Below are 14,066 nucleotides of genomic sequence, written 5' to 3' on the forward strand. Positions count from 1 at the left end.
CAACCTTCGCGACAGCCTGTGCAAAACGCTGCATCCCTTCGTCGATATCCGCCTCTTCCACCACCAGCGATGGAGCAAAGCGCATCACATCAGGACCGGCATTCAACACCATCACACCCGCGTCGGCTGCCGCATAGAGGAAATCACGCGCACGCCCTTTGTATTGTGATTTCAGCTCGGCCCCAATCAACAGCCCCATACCGCGAATATCGCTGAACACGTGGTACTGCTCATCAATCTGCTGCAGATGTTGAACGAATCTCTGGCGTTTTGCATTCACGCCTCCCAGAACCTCTGGCGTGTTGATGATGTCGAACGCGGCTTCCGCCACCGCGCAGGCCAGCGGGTTACCGCCGTAGGTCGAACCATGAGAGCCGACATGAAACGCCGAGGCGATTTCCTGCGTCGTCAATACCGCGCTCACCGGGAAGCCGCCGCCCAGCGCTTTCGCGCTGGTGAGGATATCCGGCGTCACGCCATAGTGCATATAGGCAAACAGATCGCCGGTACGCCCCATTCCGCTTTGTACTTCATCAAACACCAGCAATGCCTGGTGCTCGTCGCAGAGCTCGCGCAGCCCTTGCAGGAACTCCGGCGTCGCGGCCAGAACGCCACCTTCTCCCTGTACCGGCTCAACCACCACCGCGCAGGTATGGTCATCCATCACCGCTTTCACCGCATGGAGATCGTTAAACGGTACATGGATGATATCCGCCGGTTTCGGCCCAAAGCCATCGGAATACTTCGGCTGACCGCCCACCGTGACGGTAAACAACGAGCGACCGTGGAACGCGTTATGAAAGGCAATGATTTTGGTTTTGAACGGGCTATGGCGCACGCAGGCGTAATGACGCGCCAGCTTGAACGCCGTTTCGTTGGCTTCTGTTCCCGAGTTCATAAACAGCACGCGCTCAGCAAAGGTGGCATCGATTATTTTTCGTCCCAGACGCAGCGCGGGTTCGTTGGTGAAGACGTTACTGGTATGCCAGAGCGTTTCGCCCTGCGCTTTTAACGCATCGACCAGTACAGGATGGCAATGCCCCAGCGCGGTCACTGCAATTCCGCCCGCGAAATCAACATAGTCTTTGCCCTGCTGATCCCAGACCCGGCTGCCTTTGCCTTTTACCGGAATAAATTCCGCCGGTGCATAAATCGGCAGAATGACTTCATCGAAAGTTGCCCGGGTTACTGCCGTTTGTTCAGTTGCCATCTCATGCCCATCCAGTTATGCAAAAATGAATGTGAAAATATAATCACAAAATATGCATAAAAAATCACAGGATAGCAACCACAAATCACCGATTGAGGAAATTTGCCAGCAATTGATGTCCCTGCTCGCTGAGAATACTTTCCGGGTGGAACTGCACCCCTTCCAGATCCCACATCGTATGGCGAATCCCCATAATTTCCTGTGTTTCGCTCCAGGCGGTCACTTCAAAGCAGTCTGGCAGTGTGGTGGGGTCGATGACGAGCGAGTGATAGCGGGTGACGGTAAGCGGGTTAGTTAACCCCTGAAACACGCCCTGTCCCGTATGGTGAATGGGCGACGTTTTTCCGTGCATCACTTTTTCGGCGCGTATGATCGTTGCGCCAAAAGCCTGCGCCATCGCCTGATGCCCCAGGCAGACGCCCAGTATCGGCAAACGTCCGGCATAGTGGCGAATCACCTCCAGCGAAATTCCGGCATCATCCGGGGTGCAGGGACCGGGCGAAATGACGATTTTTTGCGGCTGTAGCGCATCGATCTGCGACAGCGTCAATTCATCATTGCGCTTAACCTGCACGTCAGCGCCCAGCTCACAAAAATACTGGTAGAGGTTCCAGGTGAAAGAATCGTAGTTATCGATAAGCAGGATCATGGCGGCTCCGGTCGAGGAAAACCGCGCTATTCTACTCAGTTTCCTCGGCTTCGCTTACCCCTTTACGAAATATCGCCTGCAATGCGCTAAGGTCGCCCATCGCCCCTTCCTGATTCGCCCGACGCCACTCCGCCACCGGCACATCTGCCCAGTGAAGAAGATAACCCGCATGAATAGCCAACTGCTCGAAGAAAATCCGCTGCGCCATGCCGCTGCCAAGACGAAACGGATGTAGTACGTTGATCTCACAGTAATAATGGGCAAGGCGACTGACGAACTTCTCTTTCGGCAGCCCCATCAGGTAGCCCTCTTCTTCCAGATCCTGCATCAGGGCATTTCCCTCTTTTTCGATGTACGCGAAATGGCAGAAACGGGTATCCCCCTGATAGATATCCACTTCACGCAGATGACCCGCCCAGTCAAAGACGTCCTGGTAAAGCTGCCGATGAATCGCACACAGATGAGGCAAGCCACGCTTCGCCGGGCCCAGTTCGATAGTCGCCGCTCGTAGCGCAGTCAGTTCATAAGCGGCCTGTTCCAGACGTGCAACCTGGTGGATCCCCAGACGGTTACGCATCACATTCAGTCCGGGGTAAAGATACGGATCGCGGTCGTCGCCGATTTTATCGCTCATAGTGCCTCCGGAGTTCTTCCAGACGCGCCAGCGCCTCTGCGGCATTAAGCGTGACTAACGGACTTTCGACGCCCTCAAGACGGCGGCTGGCCTGGAAATTCACGTTGCGCTGCTGTTCCCAGAGCCGGGATTTTTGCCTGTCGGTGAGTTTTTTCACTTTACACCTCCCTGATTGATCCATGTTTGCCACAAGTATAAGCAGCAAAACGCGGTTACGCAGGGAAGATAAAGCAACGCGGGCCTGCAATGCCCGCGCGGGGAAGGATTACGGCAGAACTTTTGCGGAGAGGATAACCACTGGTTTTGACGGCACATTCTGGTAAGGGCCGACATCATGGGTCGGCACCTGGGAAATCTTATCGGCCACCTCCATCCCTTTCACAACTTTACCAAATACGGCATAGCCGAAATCACGCTGGCCGTGATCGAGGAAGGCATTATCGGCCACGTTGATAAAGAACTGGCTGGTCGCGCTGTCTTTATCAGCAGTACGCGCCATCGCGATGGTGCCGCGCGTGTTACGCAAGCCATTATCGGCTTCGTTTTTAATCGGGGGATTAGGTTTCTTCTGCTGCATCTGCTCGGTGAAGCCACCGCCCTGGACCATAAAGCCGGGAATTACACGGTGAAACGTGGTGTTGTTATAGAAACCATTGTTCACATAATCGACAAAGTTTTGCACTGAAACAGGCGCTTTCTGGCTATTCAGTTCCAGTTCAATATTACCTGCAGAGGTCGTCAGCAAAACGTGCGGATCCCCTTTTGCTGCCAGCACTGCGGGAGAGAGAGCAGAAAGGGCGAAAACAGCTGCAACAGCCGCCAGGGTCGATTTGAGCATGAGATTTCCTTTAGGAGAGCGGTAACAAAAGCCAGTGGTTTGATTCTAAAGAGCCTTCAGGGACAAGGCCATCCCTTTACCTAATTTTACGTACCTGAAACATATGTAACTTCATCAAAGCATTAATTATTGTGACTCACATCACCTTTAAAAATGTAACAGATCCTGTAATTTCCGATAAAAGTTTAAATGAATCACTAAAAAGCCTAAAATCCGCCCGTTCCCGGCGCCGTCAATGCGCTTTACTTCCATTTACAGGCCAGTCATGACTAACAGCAATCGTATCAAGCTCACATGGATTAGCTTTCTCTCCTACGCCCTCACCGGTGCGTTGGTTATTGTCACCGGGATGGTGATGGGAAACATCGCAGAGTATTTCCAGCTGCCAGTTTCCAGTATGAGTAACACTTTCACCTTCCTGAACGCCGGTATCTTGATCTCCATTTTCCTTAATGCCTGGCTGATGGAAATTGTTCCGCTAAAAACGCAACTGCGCTTTGGCTTTATCCTGATGGTACTGGCCGTTGCCGGTCTGATGTTCAGCCACAGTCTGGCTTTATTCTCTGCCGCAATGTTTGTGCTGGGGTTGGTCAGCGGGATCACCATGTCCATTGGTACGTTCCTGATTACGCAGATGTATGAAGGCCGTCAGCGCGGCTCCCGTCTGCTGTTTACCGACTCCTTCTTCAGCATGGCTGGGATGGTTTTCCCGATGGTCGCCGCGTTCCTGTTGGCGCGCAGCATCGAATGGTACTGGGTGTACGCCTGCATCGGTCTGGTCTATGTCGCTATTTTTCTTCTGACCTTTGGTTGTGAATTCCCGCCGCTGGGCAAACACGCGCCGCAAAGCGATACACCCGTCGTGAAAGAGAAATGGGGCATCGGCGTCCTGTTTCTGTCTGTCGCTGCGCTGTGTTACATCCTCGGTCAGTTGGGCTTTATCTCCTGGGTACCCGAGTACGCGAAAGGGCTGGGGATGAGCCTGAACGATGCCGGTACGCTGGTCAGCAACTTCTGGATGTCATACATGTTTGGGATGTGGGCATTCAGCTTCATTCTGCGTTTCTTTGATTTGCAGCGCATTTTGACCGTACTGGCGGCACTGGCCACCGTGCTGATGTACCTGTTCATCACCGGGACGCCTGAACATATGCCGTGGTTTATTCTGGCTCTAGGCTTTTTCTCCAGCGCCATCTATACCACTATCATCACTCTGGGCTCGCAGCAGACCCGTGTAGCCTCGCCAAAACTGGTTAACTTCGTCCTGACCTGCGGCACCATCGGCACCATGCTGACGTTTGTCGTCACCGGTCCTATCGTGGCGCACAGCGGTCCTCAGGCGGCCTTGCTCACCGCGAATGGCCTGTACGCTATCGTCTTCGTGATGTGCTTTATCCTCGGTTTTGTGACCCGTCATCGTCAGCATGAGGCCCCGACAGCACAGTAACGTGATTTGCCGGATGGCGATCCTCTTTATAGGCCGGATAAAACGCTACCGCCATCCGGCCTTTTCTCGTTTCTTTTCCCTTCCTCGAAGGATGTAAGGCAGCCAATCTTTAGTGGTAGCCCTCTTCTGCTAAAAACCCCTCATTTTGTACGTTATTTGTACAATCGCGAAAAGTCTGATATTTCCACAACTTAAGAAAATGCTGTCAAATCAGCAATATACTCCTTAAGAGGTATATAAAGGTGAATTTGATTTGCATCAATAAGTGGGGGTGCTGAATCGTTAAGGTAGGCAGTAATAGAAAAGAAATCGAGGCAAAAATGAGCAAAGTCAGACTCGCTATTATCGGTAATGGTATGGTCGGCCATCGCTTTATTGAGGACCTTCTTGATAAATCCGACGCTGCCAATTTTGATATTACTGTTTTCTGCGAAGAACCCCGCAAGGCATACGACCGTGTGCACCTGTCATCCTACTTCTCACACCACACCGCCGAAGAACTGTCTCTGGTTCGCGAAGGATTTTACGAGAAGCACGGCGTTAACGTGCTGGTCGGCGAACGTGCGATTACCATCAACCGCCAGGAAAAAGTGATTCACTCCAGTGCGGGCCGTACGGTTTACTACGACAAGCTGATTATGGCGACCGGTTCTTATCCGTGGATCCCGCCGATTAAAGGTTCCGAAACCCAGGACTGCTTCGTTTATCGTACCATTGAAGACCTCAACGCGATTGAATCCTGTGCTCGTCGCAGCAAGCGTGGTGCGGTCGTCGGCGGCGGTCTGTTAGGTCTGGAAGCGGCAGGCGCGCTGAAAAACCTCGGCGTGGAAACTCACGTGATTGAATTCGCCCCGATGCTGATGGCTGAGCAGCTTGACCCTATGGGCGGCGAACAGTTGCGTCGCAAGATTGAAAGCATGGGCGTGCGCGTGCACACCAGCAAAAACACCCAGGAGATCGTCCAGCAAGGCACTGAAGCCCGTAAAACGATGCGATTTGCCGACGGTAGCGAGCTGGAAGTAGACTTCATCGTCTTCTCGACCGGTATTCGCCCACGCGACAAACTGGCGACCCAGTGTGGTCTGGAGGTTGCGCCACGCGGCGGGATCGTGATCAACGATGCCTGCCAGACGTCCGACCCGGATATCTACGCCATCGGTGAATGTGCCAGTTGGAACAACCGGGTATACGGTCTGGTCGCGCCGGGCTACAAAATGGCGCAGGTCGCCGTTGACCATATTCTCGATAACGAAAACGCCTTCGAAGGCGCAGATTTAAGCGCCAAGCTGAAACTGCTGGGCGTTGACGTAGGCGGTATTGGCGACGCACATGGCCGCACGCCGGGTGCCCGTAGTTACGTTTACCTCGACGAAAGCAAAGAAGTCTACAAACGCCTTATCGTAAGCCAGGATAACAAAACCCTGCTCGGCGCTGTGCTGGTGGGAGATACCAGCGATTACGGCAACCTGCTGCAACTGGTACTGAATGCCATCGAACTGCCGGAAAATCCGGACTCGCTGATCCTGCCGGCCCATGCAGGCAGTGGTAAACCGTCTATTGGCGTGGATAAACTGCCGGACAGCGCGCAGATTTGCTCCTGTTTCGACGTCACCAAAGGGATGCTGGTCGCCGCCATCAACAAAGGCTGCCACACCGTTGCCGCGCTGAAAGCCGAAACCAAAGCCGGTACCGGCTGCGGCGGTTGTATCCCACTGGTTACCCAGGTGCTGAACGCCGAACTGGCGAAACAGGGTATCGAAGTGAACAACAACCTGTGCGAGCACTTTGCTTACTCGCGCCAGGAACTGTTCCACCTGATTCGAGTGGAAGGCATCAAAACCTTCGAGGAACTGCTGGCAAAACACGGTAAAGGTTATGGCTGCGAAGTGTGTAAACCGACCGTGGGATCTTTGCTGGCCTCCTGCTGGAATGAGTACATCCTGAAACCGCAACACACCCCGCTGCAGGATACCAACGACAACTTCCTGGCGAACATCCAGAAAGACGGGACCTACTCCGTGATCCCACGCTCTGCCGGCGGTGAAATCACACCGGAAGGTCTGGTTGCCGTAGGTCGTATCGCCCGTGAATTTAATCTGTACACCAAAATCACCGGTTCTCAGCGTATCGGCCTGTTCGGCGCGCAAAAAGACGACCTGCCGGAAATCTGGCGCCAACTGATTGAAGCTGGCTTCGAAACCGGCCATGCCTACGCCAAAGCGCTGCGCATGGCGAAAACCTGTGTGGGCAGCACCTGGTGCCGTTATGGCGTGGGTGACAGCGTGGGCTTCGGCGTTGAGCTGGAAAACCGCTACAAAGGCATTCGCACCCCGCACAAGATGAAGTTCGGCGTTTCCGGCTGTACCCGTGAATGTGCCGAAGCCCAGGGCAAAGACGTCGGTATCATCGCTACCGAGAAAGGCTGGAACCTGTACGTCTGCGGTAATGGCGGGATGAAACCGCGTCATGCGGATCTGCTGGCAGCGGATATCGATCGTGAAACGCTGCTCAAATATCTCGACCGTTTCATGATGTTCTACATCCGTACGGCGGACAAACTGACCCGTACCGCCCCGTGGTTAGACAACCTGGAAGGCGGCATTGAGTATCTGCGTTCCGTCATCATCGATGACAAACTAGGTCTGAACGAACATCTGGAAGAAGAGATGGCCCGTCTGCGCGAAGCCGTAGTCTGCGAGTGGACGGAAACCGTCAACACGCCATCTGCCCAGACGCGTTTCAGACACTTTATCAACAGCGATAAACGCGATCCGAACGTCCAGGTAGTGCCTGAACGTGAACAGCATCGTCCGGCCACGCCGTATGAACGCATCCCGGTCACTCTGGTGGAGGAAAACGCATGAGCCAGTGGACAAACATCTGCCACATTGATGACATCCTGCCCGCAACCGGCGTCTGCGCGTTGTTAGGTGAGGAACAGGTCGCTATTTTTCGTCCGTATCACAACGACCAGGTGTTTGCGATCAGCAACATCGACCCGTTCTTTGAATCCAGCGTGCTGTCTCGCGGATTGATTGCGGAACATCAGGGCGAATTGTGGGTCGCCAGCCCGTTGAAAAAACAGCGCTTTCGCCTGAGCGACGGCCTGTGTATGGAGGATGAACGTCATTCCGTGGCGCACTACGACGCGCGGGTAAAAGACGGCATTGTGCAGTTGCGCAGTTAATGAATTTTCGGGAGGCGCAACGCCTCCCTTTTTAACGTATTGGCAGTCCTGTTTTTTCGTAGGTCTGATGGCGGCATAAAGGCCTATCCGGCCTACGGTTACGTATTTATTTCATTTTTTATGGGTAATCAAAGTCATGTTCACAGATACAATTAACAAATGTGCGGCTAACGCTGCGCGCATCGCACGCCTGTCGGCAAATAACCCGCTCGGCTTCTGGGTCAGTTCAGCGATGGCAGGGGCTTACGTTGGCCTCGGTATCATCCTGATTTTCACTCTCGGTAACTTACTCGATCCGTCCGTGCGTCCGCTGGTGATGGGTGCGACCTTTGGGATTGCCTTAACGCTGGTCATTATTGCTGGTTCCGAACTGTTTACCGGTCACACGATGTTCCTGACGCTTGGCGTCAAAGCGGGCACCATCAGCCAGGGGCAGATGTGGGCGATTTTGCCGCAAACCTGGTTGGGTAACCTGGTGGGTTCCGTGTTCGTCGCGCTGCTGTACAGCTGGGGTGGCGGTAGCCTGCTACCGGTCGATACCAGCATCGTACACTCGGTCGCGCTGGCGAAAACCACGGCGCCGGCAACGGTACTGTTCTTCAAAGGCGCGCTGTGTAACTGGCTGGTTTGTCTGGCAATCTGGATGGCGATCCGTACTGAAGGCGCTGCGAAATTTATCGCTATCTGGTGGTGTCTGCTGGCGTTTATCGCGTCCGGCTATGAACACTCAGTTGCCAACATGACGCTGTTCGCCCTCTCCTGGTTCGGTCACCACAGCGAAGCCTATACCCTGGCGGGGATTGGTCATAACCTGCTGTGGGTAACACTCGGCAATACTTTGTCCGGTGTCGTGTTCATGGGGTTAGGTTATTGGTATGCTACGCCAAAATCGGAGCGACCTGCTCCGGCAAAAATCAACCAAACTGAGGCTACAGCCAATAATTAAGGGGTAATGTCGTGGATCATTTGCCTATATTTTGTCAACTACGCGACCGCGACTGTCTGATTGTCGGCGGTGGTGATGTCGCAGAACGCAAAGCACGGTTACTGCTGGAAGCAGGCGCTCGTTTAACGGTTAATGCGCTGGCGTTTATTCCGCAGTTCACCGTATGGGCAAATGAAAACATGTTGACGCTGGTGGAAGGACCGTTTGATGAAGCCCTTCTCGACCCGTGCTGGCTGGCGATAGCCGCGACCGATGATGATGCGGTGAATCAGCGCGTGAGCGATGCCGCAGAATCCCGCCGCATCTTCTGTAACGTCGTGGATGCGCCGAAAGCCGCCAGTTTCATCATGCCATCGATTATCGACCGTTCACCGCTAATGGTGGCGGTCTCTTCCGGCGGCACCTCACCGGTGCTGGCCCGTCTGCTGCGTGAAAAACTGGAATCCGTTTTACCTCAACATTTGGGTCAGGTTGCACACTACGCCGGGCAACTTCGTTCCCGGGTGAAAAAACAGTTTGCCACGATGGGTGAACGTCGCCGCTTCTGGGAAAAGCTGTTTGTTAACGACAGGCTGGCACAGTCGCTGGCGAATGCCGACCATAAAGCGGTAGAAGAAACCACCGAGCAGATGCTCAGCGAGCCGTTGGATCATCGCGGTGAAGTGGTGCTGGTGGGCGCAGGCCCTGGCGATGCCGGACTTCTGACGCTAAAAGGGTTGCAGCAGATCCAGCAGGCCGATGTGGTGGTCTATGACCGTCTGGTGTCTGACGATATCATGGACCTGGTGCGTCGCGACGCCGACCGTGTGTTTGTCGGTAAACGCGCGGGTTATCACTGCGTGCCGCAGGAGGAAATTAACCAAATCCTGCTGCGTGAAGCGCAACAGGGCAAACGTGTCGTCCGTCTGAAAGGCGGTGACCCGTTTATCTTTGGTCGTGGTGGTGAGGAGCTGGAAACACTGTGCCATGCCGGTATTCCGTTCTCCGTGGTGCCGGGAATTACCGCGGCGTCCGGCTGTTCCGCCTACTCCGGCGTTCCGCTGACCCACCGTGACTACGCCCAGAGCGTACGTCTGGTTACCGGGCACCTGAAGACCGGCGGCGAACTGGACTGGGAAAACCTGGCGGCAGAAAAACAGACGTTGGTGTTTTACATGGGGCTAAATCAGGCGGCCACTATCCAGCAAAAACTGATCGAATTTGGCATGCAGGCCGATATGCCGGTCGCACTGGTTGAAAACGGCACCTCGGTGAAACAACGGGTAGTCAAAGGTGAACTGAATAATCTCGGCGAACTGGCAACACAGGTGGCAAGCCCGGCGCTAATCATTGTGGGGCGCGTGGTGGGATTACGTGAAAAACTAAACTGGTTTTCTAATCACTAAGCCTTAATTGTCGGTAAGGTCAGCATCGCCTGGCCTTATCTTTTTGGCCCTACAATACAAGATCCAGATCCGGACATTGCATTAACTCATTAATTTTAAAAAGATTACCCCTTCCACCTCTCCTGCATGCCTATTCCCTTACTGACGCGAAAAATAGATTACGTTATCGTCGACCCCGGTTAGCGAATTAAGATTCACTAATTCAATTGATGGTTAAAAAATTATATTTTTTACAAAGGGAATGTAAATGAACACGTTTATCAAAATGGCACTCTTAGGTGCGGCACTGGCAACCCTGACAGCTTGTACAGGTCACATCGAAAACCGTAATAAGACCTGCTCTTATGACTATCTTCTGCACCCTGCCATTTCTATTTCTAAGATGATTGGCGGCTGCGGCCCGACCGCAGAATAATCTCGCTGATCATTGCGCCGATACAAAAAAACCGGGAATCTCCCGGTTTTTTCATTTCGCGTTCCCGTTACGGCCTGGCAACAAAACCAATCGCTTCATAAACCGCTTTCAGCGTAGCTGATGCACGCACGCCCGCTTTTTCCGCGCCGTCTTTCATCACCTGTTGCAGGAAGGCTTCGTCGTTACGGTAACGATAATAACGCTCCTGCAACTCGGTCAGCATGCCGGATACCGCATCGGCGACTTCGCCTTTCAGGTGACCATACATCTTGCCTTCAAACTGTTTTTCCAGTTCCGGAATACTCTGTCCGGTCACGGCGGAGAGAATATCCAGCAGGTTAGAGACGCCCGCCTTGTTCTGCACATCGTAGCGCACCACCGGCGGCTCTTCGGAATCCGTTACCGCGCGTTTAATCTTCTTGACCACGGATTTCGGATCTTCCAGCAGGCCAATCACGTTGTTGCGGTTGTCGTCCGACTTGGACATCTTTTTCGTCGGCTCCAACAGAGACATCACGCGGGCGCCTGATTTAGGAATAAACGGCTCAGGAACTTTGAAGATGTCGCCATACAGCGCGTTGAAACGCTGAGCGATATCGCGGCTCAGTTCCAGGTGCTGTTTCTGGTCTTCGCCCACCGGCACCAGGTTGGTCTGATACAGCAGGATATCTGCTGCCATCAGTACCGGGTAGTCAAACAGACCAGCGTTGATGTTCTCAGCGTAGCGCGCTGACTTATCTTTGAACTGGGTCATACGGCTCAGTTCGCCAAAGTAGGTGTAGCAGTTCAGCGCCCAGCTCAGTTGCGCATGTTCAGGCACATGAGACTGAACGAAAATGGTGCTTTTCTCAGGATCGATACCACACGCGAGGTAGAGCGCCAGCGTATCCAGCGTCGCTTTACGCAGTTGCTGGGCATCCTGACGAACGGTGATAGCATGCTGGTCAACGATGCAATAGATGCAATGGTAATCATCCTGCATGTTCACCCACTGACGCAGTGCACCCATGTAGTTACCAATGGTCAATTCACCTGAGGGCTGTGCGCCACTAAAAACGATGGGCTTAGTCATTTTTCGATTCCTGATTTTCGCTATGCGGAAGCCCGAGAGCGGGCAGTAGTTCATTAATGCGGTCATACATGACGTCTGGCTGGCTCAGCGCGATGGGTTCACCATAGTTGTAACCATAGGTGAGGCCAACGGACGGGCAACCAGCGGCTTTTGCCGCCTGAATATCATTACGCGAATCCCCCACGAAGAGCAATTGCTCTGGCGCAATGCCGAGCTTACTTGCCACCAGCAGCAGCGGATCCGGATGCGGTTTTTTGTTCTGGACGTCGTCACCGCCAATAACGACGCTGAAATATTTACTGATATCCAGCGCGTCAAGCAATGGCGCAACAAACGGCGTCGGCTTGTTGGTCACCAGACCGAGCGGCAGTCCTTTGGCGTGCAGTGCGCCCAGCGTGTCGGCGACATCAGGGAACAGAAACGTCCCTTCTTCTGCGACATCTCCGTAGTAGCGGTCAAATAGCTTACGCAGAATACGGACCTGCTCCTCGGCGGGAATATCTTCATCGACCGGCGGCTTGCCCATCGTCTTACGAAGTGTGGCGCGCTCCTGACGAGACCAGGTTAACGCCCGCTCCATCAATACATCAGCACCATTACCAATCCAGGTAATGACGCGCTCTTCACCGGCAACCGGCAGCTCCAGCGCATACAGCGCCATGTCCACTGCGGCGCTCAATCCCGGCGCGCTGTCCACCAGCGTTCCGTCGAGGTCAAAGGCAACGCCCCGAATATCCTGCAATTTATCCATGACTTACCTTAGCCAGTTCGCTGCGCATGTCATCAATGACTTTTTTGTAGTCTGGCTGATCGAAGACGGCGGAACCGGCGACAAACATATCGGCTCCTGCGGCGGCGATTTCAGCTATGTTACTCACCTTCACGCCGCCATCCACTTCGAGGCGAATGTCGTAACCCGACTCGTCAATGCGACGACGGACTTCGCGCAGTTTGTCCAGCGTTTGCGGAATGAAGGACTGACCGCCAAAACCTGGGTTAACGGACATCAACAGGATCACATCCAGCTTGTCCATTACATAGTCCAGATAGCTTAATGGTGTCGCCGGATTGAAGACCAGCCCGGCTTTACAGCCGTGCTCTTTAATCAGTTGCAGCGATCGGTCAACGTGTTCGGAGGCTTCCGGATGAAAGGTAATGATGCTGGCGCCCGCGGCTGCGAAATCCGGGATGATTCGATCGACCGGTTTCACCATCAGATGCACATCGATGGGAGCCGTAATGCCATATTTACGCAGGGATTTCAGTACCATCGGACCCATGGTCAGATTCGGTACATAGTGGTTGTCCATGACGTCAAAATGCACGACGTCACCACCGGCAGCCAGAGCTTTCGCGGTGTCCTCACCCAGGCGAGCAAAATCAGCCGACAGGATTGAGGGGGCAATCAAATACTGTTTCATCCGCTTCTCCTTGAGAATTATTTATTCGCGGGTGAAACGACTCCTGGTTTGTACAGAGCCAGCAGTTCGTCCACCTTTTTACGTGTGCCGCCGTTGCTGCTTATACTGCGCCGCACTTTGACCTGAAAATGTTCCGCCGCTTTATACCATTCGCGGGTATCCGGCGTGTCATGGTTCGAAATTAACACCGGGATCTGCTTACTGACCAGCTTTTCGGCCATTTTAGCCAGATGGGCCTGCTCTTTCGGGCTGAAGCTATTGGTATGATACGCGGTGAAATTCGCCGTTGCTGACAGCGGGGCGTAGGGCGGATCGCAATAGACAACCGAGTTCGCATCCGCTTGCTCCATGCACTCATCATATGAGAGGCAGTGGAATTCCGCATTCTGCGCTTTTTCCGCAAAGTGATACAACTCAGCTTCCGGGAAGTAAGGCTTTTTGTAACGTCCAAACGGCACGTTAAACTCACCGCGCAGATTATACCGGCACAGGCCGTTGTAACCATATCGGTTCAGATACAGGAACAGAACCGCACGACGGAAAGGATCCTGGCTGGCATTGAACTCTTCACGGAACTGATAGTAGAGCTCAGCCTGATTGGTTTCCGGGTTAAACAGTTCACGGGAAGCCTTCACGTACTCGTCGGTACGGGTCTTCACGATCTTATAGAGACTGATGAGGTCGCTATTGATATCGGCAAGAATATAACGAGAAAAGTCGGTGTTAAGAAACACCGACCCTGCACCCACAAAGGGTTCGACCAGGCATTCGCCCTGCGGTAAATGCCGTTTGATGTCGTCAAGCAGGGGATATTTACCCCCTGCCCACTTCAGAAAAGCGCGATTTTTTTTCATGCTGACTA

At 53.6% G+C, this 14,066-nt stretch carries 15 protein-coding genes; 6 read left to right on the forward strand and 9 right to left on the reverse strand.

The features are described from left to right. The 5 genes from JTI98_RS03175 to ppiA all read right to left on the reverse strand — a co-directional run. The coding region (locus JTI98_RS03175; protein WP_216081908.1) for an aspartate aminotransferase family protein at nt 1–1,210 on the reverse strand (1,210 nt) is incomplete at its 3' end. An 85-nt stretch (nt 1,211–1,295) separates the two neighbouring features. Continuing rightward, nucleotides 1,296–1,859, reverse strand: coding sequence for an aminodeoxychorismate synthase component 2 (gene pabA, locus JTI98_RS03180; protein ID WP_058587483.1), 564 nt, complete (start codon nt 1,857–1,859; stop codon nt 1,296–1,298). A 31-nt stretch (nt 1,860–1,890) separates the two neighbouring features. Then, entirely contained in the window at nt 1,891–2,493 is a 603-nt protein-coding gene (locus JTI98_RS03185) for a putative adenosine monophosphate-protein transferase Fic (RefSeq protein ID WP_042998398.1), read from the reverse strand. Beyond that, nucleotides 2,483–2,650, reverse strand: a complete 168-nt coding sequence (locus tag JTI98_RS03190; RefSeq protein ID WP_044253468.1) for a YhfG family protein — start codon at nt 2,648–2,650, stop codon at nt 2,483–2,485. The genes JTI98_RS03185 and JTI98_RS03190 overlap by 11 nt, the downstream gene beginning before the upstream one ends. 108 nt (nt 2,651–2,758) lie before the next feature. Beyond that, nucleotides 2,759–3,331 carry a peptidylprolyl isomerase A gene (gene ppiA / locus JTI98_RS03195; RefSeq protein ID WP_044328150.1) on the reverse strand — a complete coding sequence of 191 codons (573 nt, stop codon included), beginning with the start codon at nt 3,329–3,331 and terminating at the stop codon, nt 2,759–2,761. 265 nt (nt 3,332–3,596) lie between these two features. Between ppiA and tsgA the strand changes: the two genes are divergently transcribed. The 6 genes from tsgA (at nt 3,597) to JTI98_RS03225 (ending at nt 10,711) form a co-directional block, all read left to right on the forward strand. Beyond that, nucleotides 3,597–4,778 carry an MFS transporter TsgA gene (gene tsgA, locus JTI98_RS03200; RefSeq protein ID WP_044263792.1) on the forward strand — a complete coding sequence of 394 codons (1,182 nt, stop codon included), beginning with the start codon at nt 3,597–3,599 and terminating at the stop codon, nt 4,776–4,778. Nucleotides 4,779–5,098: 320 nt separating this feature from the next. Further along, entirely contained in the window at nt 5,099–7,642 is a 2,544-nt protein-coding gene (gene nirB, locus JTI98_RS03205) for an NADPH-nitrite reductase large subunit (protein WP_044263793.1), read from the forward strand. After that, complete coding sequence (nirD, locus tag JTI98_RS03210) at nt 7,639–7,965, forward strand: nitrite reductase small subunit NirD (RefSeq protein WP_042998403.1); 327 nt, start codon at nt 7,639–7,641, stop codon at nt 7,963–7,965. The genes nirB and nirD overlap by 4 nt, the downstream gene beginning before the upstream one ends. A gap of 136 nt (nt 7,966–8,101) precedes the next feature. After that, on the forward strand, nt 8,102–8,911 hold the full coding sequence (nirC, locus tag JTI98_RS03215) for a nitrite transporter NirC (protein ID WP_042998404.1): 810 nt from the start codon (nt 8,102–8,104) through the stop codon (nt 8,909–8,911). An 11-nt stretch (nt 8,912–8,922) separates the two neighbouring features. Continuing rightward, nucleotides 8,923–10,296, forward strand: coding sequence for a siroheme synthase CysG (cysG, locus tag JTI98_RS03220; RefSeq protein ID WP_044328716.1), 1,374 nt, complete (start codon nt 8,923–8,925; stop codon nt 10,294–10,296). Nucleotides 10,297–10,543: 247 nt separating this feature from the next. Then, nucleotides 10,544–10,711 (forward strand): DUF4223 family protein, encoded by a 168-nt coding sequence (locus JTI98_RS03225; protein WP_042998406.1) that lies wholly within the window; start codon nt 10,544–10,546, stop codon nt 10,709–10,711. Between the two features lie 67 nt (nt 10,712–10,778). Here the strand turns inward: JTI98_RS03225 and trpS are convergent, their stop codons facing one another. From trpS to dam, 4 genes are read right to left on the reverse strand one after another with little or no spacing between them, the layout of a single operon-like run. After that, nucleotides 10,779–11,783: a tryptophan--tRNA ligase gene (trpS, locus tag JTI98_RS03230; RefSeq protein WP_216081909.1), complete on the reverse strand. Its 1,005-nt coding sequence runs from the start codon at nt 11,781–11,783 to the stop codon at nt 10,779–10,781. Next, entirely contained in the window at nt 11,776–12,534 is a 759-nt protein-coding gene (gph, locus tag JTI98_RS03235; RefSeq protein WP_042998408.1) for a phosphoglycolate phosphatase, read from the reverse strand. Before gph ends, trpS begins: the two co-directional genes overlap by 8 nt. Then, nucleotides 12,527–13,204 (reverse strand): ribulose-phosphate 3-epimerase, encoded by a 678-nt coding sequence (rpe, locus tag JTI98_RS03240; protein WP_042998409.1) that lies wholly within the window; start codon nt 13,202–13,204, stop codon nt 12,527–12,529. The genes gph and rpe overlap by 8 nt, the downstream gene beginning before the upstream one ends. A gap of 17 nt (nt 13,205–13,221) precedes the next feature. Further along, nucleotides 13,222–14,058 (reverse strand): adenine-specific DNA-methyltransferase, encoded by an 837-nt coding sequence (dam, locus tag JTI98_RS03245; protein ID WP_042998410.1) that lies wholly within the window; start codon nt 14,056–14,058, stop codon nt 13,222–13,224. Between the last annotated feature and the right edge of the window lie 8 nt (nt 14,059–14,066).

This window comes from Citrobacter sp. MGH 55, assembly GCF_016906145.1.
GTDB classification, from domain to species: Bacteria; Pseudomonadota; Gammaproteobacteria; order Enterobacterales; family Enterobacteriaceae; genus Citrobacter_A; species Citrobacter_A amalonaticus.

Excerpts from the sequence above, each read along its gene's own strand:
- trpS (WP_216081909.1), bottom strand. The coding sequence starts at position 11,783 with ATGACTAAGCCCATCGTTTTTAGTGGCGCACAGCCCTCAGGTGAATTG.
- JTI98_RS03225 (WP_042998406.1), top strand. The coding sequence starts at position 10,544 with ATGAACACGTTTATCAAAATGGCACTCTTAGGTGCGGCACTGGCAACC.
- tsgA (WP_044263792.1), top strand. The coding sequence starts at position 3,597 with ATGACTAACAGCAATCGTATCAAGCTCACATGGATTAGCTTTCTCTCC.
- ppiA (WP_044328150.1), bottom strand. The coding sequence starts at position 3,331 with ATGCTCAAATCGACCCTGGCGGCTGTTGCAGCTGTTTTCGCCCTTTCT.
- JTI98_RS03185 (WP_042998398.1), bottom strand. The coding sequence starts at position 2,493 with ATGAGCGATAAAATCGGCGACGACCGCGATCCGTATCTTTACCCCGGA.
- gph (WP_042998408.1), bottom strand. The coding sequence starts at position 12,534 with ATGGATAAATTGCAGGATATTCGGGGCGTTGCCTTTGACCTCGACGGA.
- rpe (WP_042998409.1), bottom strand. The coding sequence starts at position 13,204 with ATGAAACAGTATTTGATTGCCCCCTCAATCCTGTCGGCTGATTTTGCT.
- nirD (WP_042998403.1), top strand. The coding sequence starts at position 7,639 with ATGAGCCAGTGGACAAACATCTGCCACATTGATGACATCCTGCCCGCA.
- nirC (WP_042998404.1), top strand. The coding sequence starts at position 8,102 with ATGTTCACAGATACAATTAACAAATGTGCGGCTAACGCTGCGCGCATC.
- pabA (WP_058587483.1), bottom strand. The coding sequence starts at position 1,859 with ATGATCCTGCTTATCGATAACTACGATTCTTTCACCTGGAACCTCTAC.
- dam (WP_042998410.1), bottom strand. The coding sequence starts at position 14,058 with ATGAAAAAAAATCGCGCTTTTCTGAAGTGGGCAGGGGGTAAATATCCC.
- nirB (WP_044263793.1), top strand. The coding sequence starts at position 5,099 with ATGAGCAAAGTCAGACTCGCTATTATCGGTAATGGTATGGTCGGCCAT.